The 15,260-nt window shown below is 63.1% G+C and carries 13 protein-coding genes and 5 tRNA genes; 9 read left to right on the forward strand and 9 right to left on the reverse strand.

What is annotated here, in order from left to right:
* Nucleotides 1-7 precede the first annotated feature (7 nt).
* The 5 genes from ACVC5H_RS09980 to metG all read right to left on the reverse strand — a co-directional run bounded on the left by ACVC5H_RS09980 (nucleotide 8) and on the right by metG (nucleotide 6,198).
* Complete coding sequence (locus ACVC5H_RS09980) at nucleotides 8-1,300, reverse strand: ABC transporter substrate-binding protein (RefSeq protein ID WP_489622160.1); 1,293 nt, start codon at nucleotides 1,298-1,300, stop codon at nucleotides 8-10.
* A 54-nt stretch (nucleotides 1,301-1,354) separates the two neighbouring features.
* Entirely contained in the window at nucleotides 1,355-2,404 is a 1,050-nt protein-coding gene (locus tag ACVC5H_RS09985) for an ABC transporter ATP-binding protein (protein WP_489622161.1), read from the reverse strand.
* A 24-nt stretch (nucleotides 2,405-2,428) separates the two neighbouring features.
* The gene (locus ACVC5H_RS09990; protein WP_489622162.1) at nucleotides 2,429-3,406 is read right to left on the reverse strand and encodes a sugar-binding transcriptional regulator; all 978 of its coding nucleotides are present in this window, start codon (nucleotides 3,404-3,406) and stop codon (nucleotides 2,429-2,431) included.
* A gap of 215 nt (nucleotides 3,407-3,621) precedes the next feature.
* Nucleotides 3,622-4,101: a GNAT family N-acetyltransferase gene (locus ACVC5H_RS09995; protein WP_489622163.1), complete on the reverse strand. Its 480-nt coding sequence runs from the start codon at nucleotides 4,099-4,101 to the stop codon at nucleotides 3,622-3,624.
* 33 nt (nucleotides 4,102-4,134) lie between these two features.
* A complete protein-coding gene (gene metG / locus ACVC5H_RS10000) occupies nucleotides 4,135-6,198 on the reverse strand; it encodes a methionine--tRNA ligase (protein ID WP_489622164.1) in 2,064 nt (687 codons plus the stop codon).
* Nucleotides 6,199-6,428: 230 nt separating this feature from the next.
* Here metG and apbC point away from each other — a divergent pair, with 230 nt between their 5' ends.
* The 8 genes from apbC (at nucleotide 6,429) to ACVC5H_RS10040 (ending at nucleotide 10,918) form a co-directional block, all read left to right on the forward strand.
* On the forward strand, nucleotides 6,429-7,517 hold the full coding sequence (gene apbC, locus ACVC5H_RS10005) for an iron-sulfur cluster carrier protein ApbC (RefSeq protein WP_489622165.1): 1,089 nt from the start codon (nucleotides 6,429-6,431) through the stop codon (nucleotides 7,515-7,517).
* Between the two features lie 135 nt (nucleotides 7,518-7,652).
* Nucleotides 7,653-9,053: a glutamate--tRNA ligase gene (gene gltX, locus ACVC5H_RS10010; protein ID WP_489622166.1), complete on the forward strand. Its 1,401-nt coding sequence runs from the start codon at nucleotides 7,653-7,655 to the stop codon at nucleotides 9,051-9,053.
* Between the two features lie 73 nt (nucleotides 9,054-9,126).
* Nucleotides 9,127-9,202 (forward strand) — tRNA-Ala (locus ACVC5H_RS10015).
* An 80-nt stretch (nucleotides 9,203-9,282) separates the two neighbouring features.
* Nucleotides 9,283-9,358 (forward strand) — tRNA-Glu (locus tag ACVC5H_RS10020).
* A 56-nt stretch (nucleotides 9,359-9,414) separates the two neighbouring features.
* Nucleotides 9,415-9,490 (forward strand) — tRNA-Glu (locus tag ACVC5H_RS10025).
* Nucleotides 9,491-9,599: 109 nt separating this feature from the next.
* Nucleotides 9,600-9,675 (forward strand) — tRNA-Ala (locus ACVC5H_RS10030).
* Nucleotides 9,676-9,748: 73 nt separating this feature from the next.
* Nucleotides 9,749-9,824 (forward strand) — tRNA-Glu (locus ACVC5H_RS10035).
* Nucleotides 9,825-10,108: 284 nt separating this feature from the next.
* Nucleotides 10,109-10,918 (forward strand): enoyl-CoA hydratase-related protein, encoded by an 810-nt coding sequence (locus tag ACVC5H_RS10040; RefSeq protein WP_489622167.1) that lies wholly within the window; start codon nucleotides 10,109-10,111, stop codon nucleotides 10,916-10,918.
* Nucleotides 10,919-11,072: 154 nt separating this feature from the next.
* Here the strand turns inward: ACVC5H_RS10040 and ACVC5H_RS10045 are convergent, their stop codons facing one another.
* The 4 genes from ACVC5H_RS10045 to ACVC5H_RS10060 all read right to left on the reverse strand — a co-directional run bounded on the left by ACVC5H_RS10045 (nucleotide 11,073) and on the right by ACVC5H_RS10060 (nucleotide 13,766).
* Nucleotides 11,073-11,435 (reverse strand): hypothetical protein, encoded by a 363-nt coding sequence (locus ACVC5H_RS10045; protein ID WP_489622168.1) that lies wholly within the window; start codon nucleotides 11,433-11,435, stop codon nucleotides 11,073-11,075.
* Nucleotides 11,435-12,022: an RNA polymerase sigma factor gene (locus ACVC5H_RS10050; protein WP_489622169.1), complete on the reverse strand. Its 588-nt coding sequence runs from the start codon at nucleotides 12,020-12,022 to the stop codon at nucleotides 11,435-11,437. The genes ACVC5H_RS10045 and ACVC5H_RS10050 overlap by 1 nt, the downstream gene beginning before the upstream one ends.
* Nucleotides 12,023-12,174: 152 nt before the next feature.
* Nucleotides 12,175-12,756 carry a DJ-1/PfpI family protein gene (locus ACVC5H_RS10055; protein WP_489622170.1) on the reverse strand — a complete coding sequence of 194 codons (582 nt, stop codon included), beginning with the start codon at nucleotides 12,754-12,756 and terminating at the stop codon, nucleotides 12,175-12,177.
* Between the two features lie 92 nt (nucleotides 12,757-12,848).
* Entirely contained in the window at nucleotides 12,849-13,766 is a 918-nt protein-coding gene (locus ACVC5H_RS10060; RefSeq protein WP_489622171.1) for a LysR family transcriptional regulator, read from the reverse strand.
* A 209-nt stretch (nucleotides 13,767-13,975) separates the two neighbouring features.
* Here ACVC5H_RS10060 and ACVC5H_RS10065 point away from each other — a divergent pair, with 209 nt between their 5' ends.
* Nucleotides 13,976-15,208 carry an ABC transporter substrate-binding protein gene (locus ACVC5H_RS10065; RefSeq protein ID WP_489622172.1) on the forward strand — a complete coding sequence of 411 codons (1,233 nt, stop codon included), beginning with the start codon at nucleotides 13,976-13,978 and terminating at the stop codon, nucleotides 15,206-15,208.
* Nucleotides 15,209-15,260: the final 52 nt, after the last annotated feature.

Raw genomic sequence — 15,260 nt, forward strand, 5'->3', positions numbered from 1 at the left:
GAGCGCATCAACGGCCGTAGCTGCGCAGGATGCGCTCGGCTTCGCGCTGGGCATCCTTCAAGGCCGCTTCCGGCGTCTTGGTGCCGGACAAGGCGGCCTGCAGGTTGTCGTTCAGTGCCTTGGTCACGCGCTGGTTGTCGTGGGTGGACAGTTCGGCCACGCCATACTTCATCTGCTCGCGTGCCACGTCGGCGGCCGGGACGTCCTGCAGGTATTTCTTCATTTCCGGGGTATCCCAGGCATCCTGGCGTGGTGCCACGTAGCCGGTGGCAATCGACCACTGCGCGGCGCGTGCCGGTTCGGTGGCGAAGCGGATGAACTTCATGGCGGCCTGTTGTTCGGCCGGCGAGGTCTTGTTGAAGACGTAGAAGTTGCCGCCACCGGTGGGGCTGCCCGGATGCTTGATGCCCGGCAGCATCGCCACACCGAAGGGGAAGCTGGCATTGGTGCGGATGTTGGTCAGGTTGCCGGTGGTGGTCCAGACCATGGCAGCCTTCTGTTCCAGGAAGTCCTTGGGCGTGGTGCCCCATTCGATGGAGCCGGCCGGCATCACCTTGTCACGGGTGGTCAGGTCGACCCAGTGTTGCAGGGCCTGCACGGCGCCCGGCTTGTCGAAATAGGTCTTGGTGCCGGTGCTGTTCATGAGGATCGTGTCATTGGAGGCGGTCATGGCTTGGAACATCCAGTAGCCGAAGCCGGTGGAAGGAATCTTCACGCCCCATTGAGTGACGTTGCCGGCAGCGTCGCGCTTGGTCAGCTTCTTGGCGGCTTCGACCATCTCGTTCCAGTTGGCGGGGGCCTTGTCGGGGTTCAGGCCGGCTTCCTTGAAGAGGTTCTTGTTGTAGTACATCACGATGGTCGAACGCTGGAAGGGAATGCCCCAGGTCTTGCCGTCGGTCTGGCTGTTTTCCATGAAGCCCTTGTAGAAGCCGTCGATCCACTTCTTGTCCTCGGCGCTGCCAGCCAGGCTGTCGATGGGGACGATGGCGTTCTCGTCGATCAGGGTGAAGAGGTCGGTCGAGAGCAACACGGCCAGGGTCGGCGGGGTGCCGCCCTTGAAGGCGGTCAGCGCCTTGACGATGCTTTCCTGGTAGGTGCCCGCATAGATGGCCTTGACCTTGATGTCGGGATTGGCCTTTTCGAAGTCGGCCACCATGCTGTCGATGGTCTTGGTGACCGCGCCGCCCACGGCGACCGGGTAATAGAAGCTGATCTCGACCGGGTTGGCGGCCAGGACCGGCGTACAGAAGGCAGCCGAGACGGCCACTGCGGCCAGGGACTTGAGGAAGGTTCTACGCATGATGCATCTCCATGAGGTGGATGGGTTGGCTTGCTGCGGAAATCGTTGGACGGATCACGGCCGGCGCAGGCCGCTGGCGGGATCGAAGAAGTACTGGTCGCGGGCGTCCCAGGCCAGGTGCAGCGGGTCGCCGGCCGCCAGCCTGTGCTGGCCGGGTGCGCGTACCAGCAGCGAGGCTGCGCCGATGCGGGCAGCGATGATGGTGTCGGCACCGAAGTATTCGACGGTCTCGACCACGGCGGGCACGGACGAATCGCCGGGAGCGGCCAGGCGGATGTGTTCCGGACGCAGGCCCAGCTGCAATGGCGCCTGGCCGAGCTCACGCAGGATCACGTCGCTGTCGCGGATGGCCAAGCCTTCGGCGTGGGATTCCAGCGGCAGCAGGTTCATCGGCGGCGTGCCGATGAAGCGGGCGGCGAAGGCGGTCGCAGGCTGGGCATACAGGTCGGCCGGGGCGGCATCCTGTTCGATGCGGCCCTCGCGCAGCAGGATCACCTGGTCGGCCATGCTCATGGCCTCGGTCTGGTCGTGGGTGACGTAGACCATGGTCATGTTCAGCTGCTGCTGAAGAGCGCGGATTTCGCGACGCATTTCCTGGCGCAGCTGGGCATCGAGGTTGGACAGCGGCTCGTCCATCAGGCAGACGGGCGCATCGGCGATGATGGCGCGGCCCAGCGCCACGCGCTGCTGCTGGCCCCCGGAAAGCTGCGCCGGGCGGCGTTCTAGCAGATGCGCCAGGCCGAGGATGTCGGCCACGCGCTTCAAGCGCGATTCGTAACCGGCGCGCGGCTCCTTGCGCACGCGTACGCCGAAGAGGATGTTGTCGCGCACGCTCAGGTGCGGGAACAGCGCATAGGACTGGAACACCATGGAAATCTTGCGCTGCGCCGGCGGCAGCTGCGTTACGTCGCGTCCACCGATGTGGATGCTGCCCGAGCTGGGTTTATCCAGTCCCGCGATCAGCCGCAGGGTGGTCGACTTGCCGCAGCCGGAGGGGCCCAGCAAGACGGTGAACTGGCCCGACTGCACCTCGAAATCGATGTTCCTGACGGCCTGGGCTTGACCCCAGTGCTTGCAGACGCCCTGCAAGGAGATGGCTGCCATGCTTGGTTCCTCGTGGTGATGCGATCACGCCGCGCCGCTGCGGATCTGCTCCACCAGCAGGCGCGCACTCGGTTCGTCGATGATCAGTTCGTTGATGAAGCCGCCGCGCAGCGCCGCCTTCAGGCCCGGCAGCTTGCCGGTGCCGGAGACCACGCACAGCGAGTGCGCGGCGCGGGCGAAGCAATCCATGTCGGGACCGCTGTTGCGGGCATTGATGGCGACGTCGCGCCAGCTGCCATCGGCGCGGAAGAAGACGGTGGCGATGTCGCCGACCAGGCCGTCTTCGCGCAGGATCCGGCGTTCTTCTTCACCCAGGTAGCCGGCGGTATGAATGTAGCTGCCGGTCGCCTCGGCTCCGATGGAAAACAGCAGGATGGAGGCGCGCTCCTGCAGGTCGCGGATGGCCTTGATGCTCTTTTCCCGCCACAGTGCGCTGCGCGTTTCGGGATAGTCGAAGAAGGCCGGCACCGGCAGGTGGTGGGCACGCGCGCCATAGTTATGGGCAAAGCGCGAGACGATGGATTCGCTGAAGCTGTTGATGAAGCTGGCCCCGCTGCCGGAACCATTGAGCGCCACCACGTCGACGTCATGCACGTGGCGCGGCAGCAGCTGGTCGGCGATCTGCGCCACCGTGGTGCCCCAGGCCAGGCCGATGATGGTGCCGGGCGTCACCAGCGAATTGACGTAGGCGGCGGCGTGGCAGGTGACGCGCTGCAGGGTTTCCTTGTCGGTGGCAGCGGCGGCCACCGGGACCACCTGGATGGAGCGCAGTCGGTAGTGATGGGCGATGGCGGCTTCCAGGCTGCCGGAGACCTGCTGCGGGTCGTGCACACGGATTTCCACCAGCCCGCGTTCCAGCGCGAAGGACAGCAGCCGCGAGACGGTCGCGCGCGAGGTGCTGATTTCATCGGCGATGGCGGCGGTGGTCATGTTCTGGAAGTAGTACAGCCGTGCCACCCGCACCGCCAGGTAGGCGGTTTCCTGTTTATCCCCTTGGGCCATTGTTATTGTGCTTACCGGTGAATGTGAATCTTCAGCACCGGCCCTTGGACTGCCCCCCCCGGCAGGCCAGGCGGGCAGCGCCTCCTGACAACGTTTTCATGATGGTAGCGAGCGATTGTTACCGCATGATGAACAAACGTTCCGATTTGCGGGGAGGAGGGCGAGGCAAAAGAAAAGCGACGCACCAGGCGTCGCTTTCGGGGGATGGGAGAGGGTCAGTGCCGCATGACCCGCCGCATCACGATCGGCGGGGCTTCCAGTGGATTGGCGCGGGTGTATTCCAGTTCCGGCGCGATCTCGAAGCCGAAGGCGGCATACAGGTCCACCAGTTGCGCCTGGTCGGTACGCACCGCCAGCCGCAGCTCGCGCACGTCAGCCGACTGGGCGCGGTGGATCAGGGCTTCCATCAGGTGCTGCGACAGGCGCTCACCCCGGAAGGCCGGGGCGATGCCCATGCGGCGGATTTCCCAGACGTCGCTTTCGGTATCGAGCGGCAGCCAGCGCACGGAGCCGGCCGGTGTTTCGCCACTGAGCAGGATGAAGGCGCCGCCATGCTGCAGGTCTTCCTGCACGTGGTCGGGCGCCTCGCGGTGACCCGAGGAACTGGGCGCCACCTTGTTGGCCCAGCTATGACGGGTCAGCTCGGCGATCAGACTGGCATCTTCCGAGGTGGCTTCACGTATCACCAGGTTCATGACGATCTTTCCTCCGGCAGAGACGAACGGGCTTCAGCGCACCCGCATGCCCGGCTCGGCGCCCGGCCACGGGTTCAGGACGTAGATGCCCGGATTGGCTTTCTCGTCCTTGGCCGACGCCGCCAGTACCATGCCTTCGGAGACGCCGAACTTCATCTTGCGCGGCGCCAGGTTGGCCACCATCACGGTCAGCTTGCCGACCAGTTCTTCCGGCTTGTAGGCCGAGGCGATACCGGAGAAGACATTGCGGGTGCGGCCTTCGCCGGCATCCAGGGTCAGGCGCAGCAGCTTGGTGGAACCTTCCACGGCTTCGCAGTTGACGATTTTGGCGATGCGCAGGTCGACCTTGGCGAAGTCATCGATGGAAATCTCCGGGGCCAGTTCCTCGATGGCGCTTTCTTGCGCTGCCGGGGCAACTGCGGGTGCTTCGGGGGCTTCGAACAGGGCATCCAGCATTTTGGGATCGACGCGCTGCATCAGGTGCGAATAGGCATTGATGACGTGGCTGTCGGCTAGCGGCGTGGTGACGTCGCTCCACTGGAAGGGTGCCACTTGCAGGAAGGCTTCCACCTGGGCGGCCAGTTGCGGCAGCACCGGCTTCAGGTAGATGGTCAGGATGCGGAAGGCTTCCAGCAGGCGGCTGCAGACTTCGTGCAGTTGCGCGTCGCGTGCGCTGTCCTTGGCCAGTTCCCAGGGCTTGTTGGCATCGACATAGGCGTTGATGGCGTCGGCTTGCTCCATCACCAGGCGCAGGGCCTTGCCGTATTCACGCTGCTCGTAGAGGCTGCGGATCTCGTCGGCCACGCCGCGCAGCTTGGCCAGGAAGGCATCGTCCGCCGTGGCCCACTGCGTGGACACGCGGCCTTCGAAACGCTTGGCGATGAAGCCGGCAGCGCGGCTGGCGATGTTGACGTACTTGCCGATCAGGTCGGCGTTGACGCGGGCGACGAAGTCGTCCGGGTTGAAGTCCACGTCTTCGACCTTGGCGTTCAGCTTGGCGGCGATGTAGTAGCGCAGCCATTCCGGGTTCATGCCGATGTCCAGATAGCGCAGCGGCGAGATGCCGGTGCCGCGCGACTTGGACATCTTCTCCCCGCTGACGGTGATGAAGCCGTGCGCAAAGACGTTGGTCGGCGTCTTGCGGCCGGCGAACTTGAGCATGGCGGGCCAGAACAGGGTGTGGAAGTAGGTGATGTCCTTGCCGATGAAGTGGTACTGCTCGGTCTTGTCATCGGCCATGAAGGCGTCGAAGTCGCGGCCGGTCTTGACGAAGTAGTTCTTCAGCGAGGCCAGGTAGCCGATGGGCGCGTCCAGCCAGACATAGAAATACTTGCCCGGTGCATCCGGAATCTCGATGCCGAAATAGGGCGCGTCGCGGCTGATGTCCCAGTCGCCCAGGCCACCTTCGCCATCCAGCCATTCCTTGGCCTTGTTGGCCACTTCCGGCTGCAGGCGGTTGCTGTCCAGCGCCCATTCGCGCAGGAAGGCTACACACTTCGGATCCGACAGCTTGAAGAAGAAGTGCTCGGAGGACTTCATCACGGGCGTGGCGCCCGAGAGGGTCGAGTACGGATTCTTCAGGTCGGTGGGCGAATAGACTGCGCTGCAGTTCTCGCAGGAGTCGCCGTACTGGTCCTTGGTGCCGCACTTGGGGCATTCGCCCTTGATGTAGCGGTCCGGCAGGAACATGTTCTTCACCGGATCGTAGAACTGGTCGATGGTCTTGGTGGAGATCAGCTTGGCCTCGTCGCGCAGGGCGCGATAGATTTCCTGCGACAGTTCGTGGTTTTCCGGGCTGTCGGTGGAGCTCCAGTTGTCGAAGGCGATGTGGAAGCCATCCAGGTATTGCTTGCGGCCGGCGGCGATGTTGGCCACGAACTGCTGCGGCGTGATGCCGGCCTTTTCGGCGGCGATCATGATGGGCGCGCCGTGGGCATCGTCGGCGCCGACGAAGTGCACCTCATTGCCCTGCATTCGCTGGAACCGGACCCAGATGTCGGCCTGGATGTATTCCATGATGTGGCCGATGTGGAAAGCGCCGTTGGCGTAGGGGAGTGCGGTCGTGACGAAGAGTTGGCGAGGTGCGGAAGTGCTCATTGGCGATACGGACGATGCAAGTGGGTTAAGGCGCGTGCGCGCCGAAATAGCAAGAAAACTGCAATAAAACTGCCATGAAAGAGGGGCATTCTATCAGCCAGCGGGCCTTGGGCGCAGTAGTTGCTCCGTTGCAATCAATATGAAGGGTTCTGCAAGGGCGCTTTGATCGGCGCACAGGGCGGCGCTGGCGCGATTGGTTTAGACTTGCGGGTTCTGAGCAAGGAGAACCAATGAGCATTACCGTGGAAGAGATCAAGGCGGCCCTGTTGCAGGTGATCGACCCCAATACCGGCAAGGATCTGATCCGGGGCAAGGAAGCCCGCAACATCCGCGTCGAGGGCGGCCGCGTGCTGCTGGACGTGGAGCTGGGTTATCCGGCCGCCAGCCAGGTCGCGCCGATCCGCCAGCTGGTCGAAGAGGCACTGGGCAAGCTGCCCGGCGTGACCGGCGTCGAGGCCAACGTCTATTTCAAGATCGTGGCGCATGCAGTGCAGCGCGGCATCAAGCTCAAGAGCAACGTCAAGAACATCATCGCCGTGGCCTCCGGCAAGGGCGGGGTGGGCAAGTCCACCACGGCCGTCAATCTCGCGCTGGCGCTGTCGGCCGAGGGCGCGCGCGTGGGTATCCTGGATGCCGATATCTACGGTCCTTCTCAGCCGATGATGATGGGCATCTCCGGCCAGCCTGAAACCAAGGATGGCAAGACCATGGAGCCGCTGGAGAATCACGGCCTGCAGGTCTCTTCCATCGGTTTCATGATCGATCCCGACGAACCCATGGTCTGGCGCGGCCCCATCGTCACGCAAGCCCTGCAACAATTGCTGGACCAGACCAACTGGCGCGACCTGGATTACCTGATCGTCGACATGCCGCCCGGCACCGGCGACGTGCAGCTGACTTTATCGCAGAAGGTGCCGGTCACCGGTGCCGTGATCGTGACCACGCCGCAGGACATCGCCCTGCTGGACGCGCGCAAGGGTTTGCGCATGTTCGAGAAGGTCGGCATCCCGATCCTGGGCATCGTGGAAAACATGAGCATGCACGTCTGTTCCAATTGCGGCCATGCCGAGCCCATCTTTGGCGTGGGTGGCGGCGAAAAGATGTGTGCCGACTTCGGTGTGGACTTCCTGGGCGCCTTGCCGCTGACCATGGAAATCCGCCAGCAGACCGATTCCGGCAAGCCCACCGTGGTGGCTGATCCCGAGGGCAAGGTGGCCGAGATCTACAAGGCCATCGCCCGCAAGGTGGCCGTGAAGGTGGCCGAGAAGGCGCGCGACATGACCAGCAAGTTCCCCAGCATCGTGGTGCAGAACGACTGATGCGGGCCTCGGGGCGGGGCGTCGGCATGGCGTGCCGCCCTCCAAAGGCGTTAAAATGACGCCTTTCCGAATTTCTTTGCTTGATCGATGGCCGGCCCTGGCATTCCAGGACCGGCCTGATTTTTACTCGCTATCATGACTGCCACTCAAGTTCGTACCCGTTTCGCTCCCAGTCCCACCGGCTACCTGCACCTGGGCGGCGCCCGCACGGCGCTGTTCTCCTGGGCCTACGCCCGTCGCTTTGGCGGCACCTTCGTGTTGCGTATCGAAGATACCGACGTCGAGCGTTCCACCCCGGAAGCGGTGCAGGCCATCATCGAGGGCATGCAGTGGCTGGGTCTGGAGCATGACGAAGGTCCGTTCTACCAGATGAAGCGCATGGATCGCTATCGCGAAGTGATTGCGCAGATGCTGGAGCAGGGCACGGCGTATGACTGCTATTGCACCCCGGAAGAAGTGGAAGCCATGCGCGAGCGTCAGCGTGCGGCCGGCGAGAAGCCGCGCTACGACGGCACCTGGCGTCCGGAACCGGGCAAGACCCTGCCGGCCATTCCGGAAGGCCGCAAGCCGGTGGTGCGTTTCAAGAATCCGCAGGATGGCGAAGTCAGCTGGAACGATGTGGTCAAGGGCCCCATCACCATCTCCAACCGTGAGCTGGACGATCTGGTCATCGCCCGTCCGGATGGCACTCCCACCTACAACTTCTGCGTGGTGGTGGATGACTGGGACATGAAGATCACCCACGTCATTCGTGGCGACGACCATGTGAACAATACGCCGCGCCAGATCAATATCTTGAAGGCCCTGGGCGGCACGCTGCCCGAGTATGGCCACGTGCCGATGATCCTGGGTGCCGATGGCGAGAAGCTGTCCAAGCGCCATGGCGCCGTGAGCGTGATGGATTACCCGGCCCAGGGCTATCTGCCTGAAGCCATGCTGAACTACCTGGCGCGCCTGGGCTGGAGCCATGGCGATGACGAGATTTTCTCGATGCAGCAGTTCTGCGAATGGTTCGACCTGGATCACCTGACCAAGGCCCCGGCGCAGTTCAACCCGGAAAAGCTGAACTGGCTCAACAACCATTACATCAAGCTGGCCGACAACGCCCGCCTGGCCGGGCTGGTACGCCCGCTGCTGGAAGCGCAGGGTGCGGTTTTCGAAGGCGCGCCTGAGTTGGCGGCCGTGATCGGCTTGCTGAAGGACCGCGCCAATACCGTCAACGAGATTGCTGCGGCGGCCCTGATGTTCTACCGCCAGCCGGCCCCGGATGCAGCGCTGGTGGCGCAGCACATCACTGAGGCCATCAAGCCGGCGCTGGCCGACTTTGCCCAGCGCGTGGCCACGGTGGAATGGACCAAGGAAGCCATTGCTCTGATGATCAAGGAAGTCCTGGCTGCGCACGGCATCAAGATGCCGCAGCTGGCCATGCCCTTGCGCCTGATCGTGGCAGGTCAATTGCAGACCCCGGCCATTGACGCCGTGCTGCAATTGTTTGGTCGTGAGGCTGTTAAGGCACGTTTGGCGGCATATCTTTGAAAAAGAGAAATTATTTTTCAAAAACATGTTGTCTTTTGAAAATAGGTATTGCATAATCTCGCTTCTTCGCAACGGGGGTATAGCTCAGCTGGGAGAGCGCTTGCATGGCATGCAAGAGGTCAGCGGTTCGATCCCGCTTACCTCCACCAGCGACCCGCAGATGTTTGGCGGTGATATTTCAGGCGATGCTTGAAGTGTAGAAACAAGAAGTAATGTGAAGTACCTGCTTGTCCCCTTCGTCTAGAGGCCTAGGACATCACCCTTTCACGGTGAGTACGGGGGTTCGAATCCCCCAGGGGACGCCAGATTTCGATATCTGCGCTGTCACCCAGCAGGCAGCGCAGGTATGTAGCGGTACAGTGTCCCCTTCGTCTAGAGGCCTAGGACATCACCCTTTCACGGTGAGTACGGGGGTTCGAATCCCCCAGGGGACGCCAGGTTGTAGAGCAGTTCGATTTCCGTCGTTCTGTTGATAGTTGAAGTAGTCTGATTGATCAGGCTACCTTGAGGTTGGATAGTCCGGAGTTTGGGGCTTTTCCTTTCGCAGGGGGTATAGCTCAGCTGGGAGAGCGCTTGCATGGCATGCAAGAGGTCAGCGGTTCGATCCCGCTTACCTCCACCAGCGACCCGCATGGATATGTGGGGTGAATTGGCGGAAGAGCTGATTCGAGGAATATTGTAGTTGTGACCGTTTTGTCCCCTTCGTCTAGAGGCCTAGGACATCACCCTTTCACGGTGAGTACGGGGGTTCGAATCCCCCAGGGGACGCCAAATAAAAAAGCCCGCGCAAGCGGGCTTTTTTGTTTGGTGGCCCCTAGCGATGTGCTTGAGCACATCGCGGGGGGGATTCGAAAGGTTTCGCTTGCAAGCGAAACCGGGCCCGCGGCACGTGGGCGAATCCCTCGCTCGCGCAGCGAGCGTTAGAGGGCTGTGGCGCGCGCACCTGACGTGATCCAATCCAACACAGCCAACCGAAAGTGCATTTGTCTTCCCAGTAACATTTTCCCCCGGCATTTTGCGCTATCCTCCCGGCAAACCTCATCGCAGGAGCCTTCATGACCGCAGCCGCCCATCTCGACATCGACCCTCGTGGCCTGGCCACGTTGACCCTCAATCGCCCTGACGTCCACAATGCTTTCGACGATCAGCTGATCGCCCACCTGATTGACCTCATCAACGAGGCGCGTGACGACAAACGCACCCGCGTCCTGCTGCTGGCCTCCACCGGCAAGTCCTTCTCCGCCGGTGCCGACCTGGCTTGGATGCGCCGCATGGCCGATGCCTCGCGTGAGGACAATCTGCGCGATGCCCGCAAGCTGGCCCTGCTGATGGAAACCCTCAACAGCTTCCCGGCCCCGACCCTGGCAAAGGTGCAGGGCGCGGTGATGGGTGGCGGGGTCGGGCTGGTGTCGTGCTGCGATATCGTGGTGGCGTCCGAGGCGGCTTTCTTTGCGCTCTCCGAAGTCAAGCTGGGCCTGGCCCCAGCGGCCATCAGCCCGTATGTCATCGCCAAGATGGGCGTGGCGCAGGCGCGGCGCTTCTTCGTCTCGGGCGAGCGGTTCACGGCCATTCGTGCCGCTGCCATCGGCCTCGTGCATGAAGTGGTATTGGCCCAGGAACTCGATGCCAAGGTCTTGCAGATCATCGACGGTTTGCTGGCCAACGGGCCGCAGGCCATGCGCGCCGCCAAGCAACTGGTGCAGGTGGCCAATCCGCTGCAGGTGACACCTGAATTGTCGGAATACACGGCCGGCGTCATCGCCGACCTGCGCGCCTCACCGGAAGGCCGCGAAGGCCTGCGCGCTTTCCTCGAAAAAGACGCGCCGGCCTGGACGCTGGCACCTTCAAGCCCCGGATCGGCATGAGGTTCATGCTGGCGTTGATCGGGCTACCACAACGGCTGGCCCGGATGTTGGCCGATTCGTTCACATCGACCAGCTTGCGGGAACGCGACCGGACCGTCGCGCCCCAGCCCGCGGCCCTGGGCTGAGGAAATTCAGACGAAGGCTGCCTTTATCTTCATTTGCGCTCTTCGCGGCAGAACATGCGACTGCGCAGCTGGCAGCGTTCGCGTTCCTCGGGCGTCATCGCCTCCCAGCGCGCCCGCATGAAGCGGCGCTTCTCGCGCCAGCCGCCATGACGCCCGCGAAAACCGCCGAACAGCACCCGGCACAGCACCAGCAAGCCCAGCGCACGCCAGAAGCCGATCTCGGCCACGCCCGGGAAGATCGGCGGCATCACCCAGTTCCACAGCAGCATCACCACCACGCCCAAGAGCGGTACGCACAGCAGGCACAGCAGCAGTTTCAGGCCCCAGGCGCGACGGCCGAGATAGCGGCGTGTCGGGTGGACAGGGCGTGGGGGCATTTCATTCTGATCCATTACATCTCCAATTCGTCATAAACCGCCTGCAAGCGTTCACGCAAATGCAGGACTGCATAGCGCTTGCGCGCCAGCAGGGTATTCAAGCTGGTACCGCTGGCGGCCGCCATTTCCTTGAAGCTGAGGCCATCAAGCTCATGCGCGATGAAGACCTCGCGTTGTGCCTCGGGCAGCTCATCCAGCGCCTCCTGCAGGGCTTCGATCAGGGTGGCGCGGGCGTAGGCCGCTTCCGGGCCGCCATCGCTGGCCGGCAAGACCAGATCGAGCCGCCAGGCGTCCTCGGCACCCTCGACTTCCTCGATGTCGCGCGCCTCCGGCAGGGGCTCTTCCTTCTTCTTGCGGAAGCGGTCGATGATGCGGTTGCGCGCCACCCGGAACAGCCAGGCGCTGACCTGCTCGATGGGTTCTGGCAGGCGATAGGCCTGGACGAACTCGTAGAACACTTCCTGCAGGATGTCTTCGGCCTCGCCCGCATCGGCCACGCGACGGCGGATGAAACCGCCCAGCCGGCCGCGCTCGCGCATGACGGTGGCGGTAATCTCGCGGTCCTGGTCGCTCATCGGGGAGAGGGTGGAAATGGGCTGCATGCCCTGAAGACGGTTGATCTCAGGGCATATTGTGGGCCAGCAGCAAAAAAAGGGGGAAAACCGCGAAGGGAAATGAAGAAAAAAGCAAAATCAGCGGCCTTGCGCGGGGAGGTCCGCCCTCGGCAGCCGCTCCCCGCTTGAGGCTCCAGGCCTTACAGCTCGATGCGCGTGCCCAGTACCTGCAGGAACTGCGCCAGCCAGGCCGGATGCGCCGGCCAGGCCGGGGCCGTGACCAGCTTGCCATCGGTGATGGCCGCATCCACCGCGATATCGGCGAACTGGCCACCGGCCAGCTTCACTTCCGGGGCGCAGGCCGGATAGGCCGACACCTTCTTGCCTTCCAGTACACCGGCCGTCGCCAGCACCTGCGGGCCATGGCAGACTGCCGCGATGGGCTTGTCGGCCTTGGCGAAGGCTTGCACCAGCTCGATCACCTTGGGGTTCAGGCGCAGGTATTCCGGAGCGCGGCCACCGGCCACCACCAAGGCATCGTAGCCGGAAGCGCTGACCTCATCGAAGCTGGCGTTCAGGGCGAACTGGTGGCCCGGCTTTTCGGTATAGGTCTGGTCGCCTTCGAAATCGTGGATCGCGGTCTTCACCTTGTCGCCGGCTTTCTTGCCGGGGCAGACCGCATGAACGGTGTGGCCGACCATCTGCAGGGCCTGGAAAGGCACCATGGTTTCATAATCCTCGGCGAAATCACCGGTCAACAGCAGGATCTTCTTTGCAGCCATCGTCATCTCCTTGGGGTAAGGCCGCCGACGCGGGGGAGGGCCGGGCGGCCGGGTTGAAACGCATTTCGTTGCGGATGGGCTGGCCGCCTGTCTCACTCCAGCCAGCGCATCCGGCGCGACTGGCCCATCAGGAAGTCGCGGTTCAGTTCCACGCACTCGCGCAGGTAGCTCCACAGGGCCGAGACCCGCGCCACGTGGCGCTGTTCGCTGGAGGCCACCAGCCAGAAGGTGCGCGTGATGGCGATCTCCTCCGGCAGCACCGGCACCAGCTCTTCGGACTGCTGGGCCAGGAAGCAGGGCAGGATGGCCAGCGCGCGGCCGGCACAGGCCGCCGTGTATTGCGCCACCACGCTGGTGCTGCGAAAGGCCCGGAAGGCATCGGGCGCCACCGTATCCTTGTAGCGCAATTCTTCACTGAAGACCAGATCATCGATGTAGCCGATGAAGTTGTGTTGCGCCAGGTCATCCATTGTATGAATGGATGTGTGCTGCGCCAGATAGTCACGTGAAGCATAAAGCTTCAGAACATAGTCGGACAGTTTTGTGACCACGTAATTACCCGACAAGGGCCGCTCGATCGAGACACTGATGTCGGCCTCATGCTTGGAGAGGTTCACGAAACGCGGCATGGGCAGCATGTCCACCGTGATGTGCGGGTTGCGGGCGCAGAAGTGGGCCAGATGCGGCGCCAGCACGAAGGTGCCGAAGCCTTCCGTGGCACCCAGCCGCACCTGGCCGGAGAGCTTGCTGTTATGCCCGCCCAGCTCTTCGGTGGCGGCATAGAGGGTGCTTTCGACCTGCTCGGCATATTCCACCAGCCGGTAGCCGTCGGCGGTGAGCTTGTAGCCGTGGTTGTTGCGGTCGAAGAGCTGGCTGCCGACCTGTTCCTCGAAGCGTTTCATGCGCCGCGACACGGTGGAGTGATCGATGCCCAGCTTCTTGGCGGCATCCACCAGGCCCTGGCTGCGCGTGAGTTCGAGAAAGATCCTGAGGTTGTCCCAGTCCAGCATGTGGTCTCCGTGGGCTGCAATTTGCATCAATGCAAAAGCGTTTTGTCTTTGTGGTTATTGTATCGATAAATACGCACATGCAGAATAGCGGGGCCGTGACGGCACCCCGCGTAGAGAGGAGAGGTGCTGCACGGCAGGAGACAACGGCAAGACCCGGCGTCCATGAACGCGGGCAGGTCCGACAACAATCACAAGATGAAGGAGACAAGATGCGCAAGAACGCTTTGGGCCGTTCGCTCACGGCTGCGGCCGTGGCTTGTACGGTATCGCTGGCCGCCACTACCATTCCCGCCCGGGCGCAGGACGCCAACACGGTCAAGATCGGCGTGCTGACCGACATGTCCGGCCCCTATTCAGCCATGGGCGGCCAGGGTTCGGTGGTCGCCGCCAGGATGGCCGTGGAAGACTGCCTCAAGAATGAATGCAAGGGCATGAAGATCGAGATCCTCTCGGCCGACAACCAGAACAAGCCCGATGTCGGCGTCACCCGCGCCCGCGAATGGCTGGACCGTGACAAGGTGGAAGCCATCGCCGATCTCACCAATTCCTCGGTAGCGCTGGCGGTGCAAAAGCTGATCAAGGAAAAGGGCGGCATCGCCATGTACAGCGGCCCGGCCACGGGCGCATTGACCACGGCCGAATGTGCCACCAATGGCTTCCACTGGATGTTCGATACCTATTCGCAGGCGGCCGGTGCAGCGGCGGCGCTGACCAAGCTGGGCAACAAGTCCTGGTATTTCGTGACGGTGGATTATGCCTTCGGCCATTCGCTGGAGAAGGATGCCTCCGATGTGGTCAAGGCCAATGGCGGCACGGTGGTGGGTTCGGTGCGCCATCCGCTGAACGCTTCCGACTTTTCTTCCTTCCTGCTGCAGGCGCAGGCCTCCAAGGCCCAGGTGATCGGCCTGGCCGATGGCGGCACCGATGTGGTCAATGCGATCAAGCAGGCACGCTCCTTTGCCGTCGGTGGCAAGGACCAGCGCCTGGTGGCGCTGCTGGTGTTCCTGTCGGATGTGCATGCACTGGGGCTGGAGGCGGCACAGGGGCTGGTCTATACCGATGGCTTCTACTGGGACTACGACGAGCAGACCCGCGCGTTCTCGAAGCGCTTTGAAGCGCAGTTCAAGAACATCAAACCGACCATGGTGCAGGCGGGCGTGTATTCCAGCGTCTACCAGTTCCTGAAGGCGCGCGCAGCCGCCAAGACCTCCGACTGGAAGGTGGTGGCCCAGAAGATGCGCGAGATCCCGATTTCGGATGCCGTCATGCGCAATGCCTCCATCCGTCCGGATGGCCGCGTGATCCACGACATGTACCTGTACCAGGTCAAGACCCCGGCCGAGTCCAAGGGCCCGTGGGATTACCTGAAGCTGCTCTCGGTGATCCCGGCCCAGCAGGCCTTCCGTCCGATGGACGCGGCCTGCCCGCTGGTCAAGCAGTAATGCCGGTGGCCGGGAGCCATGCTGCCGGCCTTGCTCTCCCCACCTCTCCATA

The sequence above is a fragment of the Herbaspirillum sp. Her3 genome, from assembly GCF_057961275.1.

Excerpts from the sequence above, each read along its gene's own strand:
- ACVC5H_RS09995 (WP_489622163.1), bottom strand. The coding sequence starts at position 4,101 with ATGAACCTGGTGATACGTGAAGCCACCTCGGAAGATGCCAGTCTGATC.
- ACVC5H_RS10060 (WP_489622171.1), bottom strand. The coding sequence starts at position 13,766 with ATGCTGGACTGGGACAACCTCAGGATCTTTCTCGAACTCACGCGCAGC.
- apbC (WP_489622165.1), top strand. The coding sequence starts at position 6,429 with ATGAGCATTACCGTGGAAGAGATCAAGGCGGCCCTGTTGCAGGTGATC.
- ACVC5H_RS10050 (WP_489622169.1), bottom strand. The coding sequence starts at position 12,022 with ATGCAGCCCATTTCCACCCTCTCCCCGATGAGCGACCAGGACCGCGAG.
- ACVC5H_RS09985 (WP_489622161.1), bottom strand. The coding sequence starts at position 2,404 with ATGGCAGCCATCTCCTTGCAGGGCGTCTGCAAGCACTGGGGTCAAGCC.
- ACVC5H_RS10055 (WP_489622170.1), bottom strand. The coding sequence starts at position 12,756 with ATGGCTGCAAAGAAGATCCTGCTGTTGACCGGTGATTTCGCCGAGGAT.
- ACVC5H_RS10045 (WP_489622168.1), bottom strand. The coding sequence starts at position 11,435 with ATGGATCAGAATGAAATGCCCCCACGCCCTGTCCACCCGACACGCCGC.
- ACVC5H_RS09980 (WP_489622160.1), bottom strand. The coding sequence starts at position 1,300 with ATGCGTAGAACCTTCCTCAAGTCCCTGGCCGCAGTGGCCGTCTCGGCT.
- gltX (WP_489622166.1), top strand. The coding sequence starts at position 7,653 with ATGACTGCCACTCAAGTTCGTACCCGTTTCGCTCCCAGTCCCACCGGC.
- ACVC5H_RS09990 (WP_489622162.1), bottom strand. The coding sequence starts at position 3,406 with ATGGCCCAAGGGGATAAACAGGAAACCGCCTACCTGGCGGTGCGGGTG.
- ACVC5H_RS10065 (WP_489622172.1), top strand. The coding sequence starts at position 13,976 with ATGCGCAAGAACGCTTTGGGCCGTTCGCTCACGGCTGCGGCCGTGGCT.
- ACVC5H_RS10040 (WP_489622167.1), top strand. The coding sequence starts at position 10,109 with ATGACCGCAGCCGCCCATCTCGACATCGACCCTCGTGGCCTGGCCACG.
- metG (WP_489622164.1), bottom strand. The coding sequence starts at position 6,198 with ATGAGCACTTCCGCACCTCGCCAACTCTTCGTCACGACCGCACTCCCC.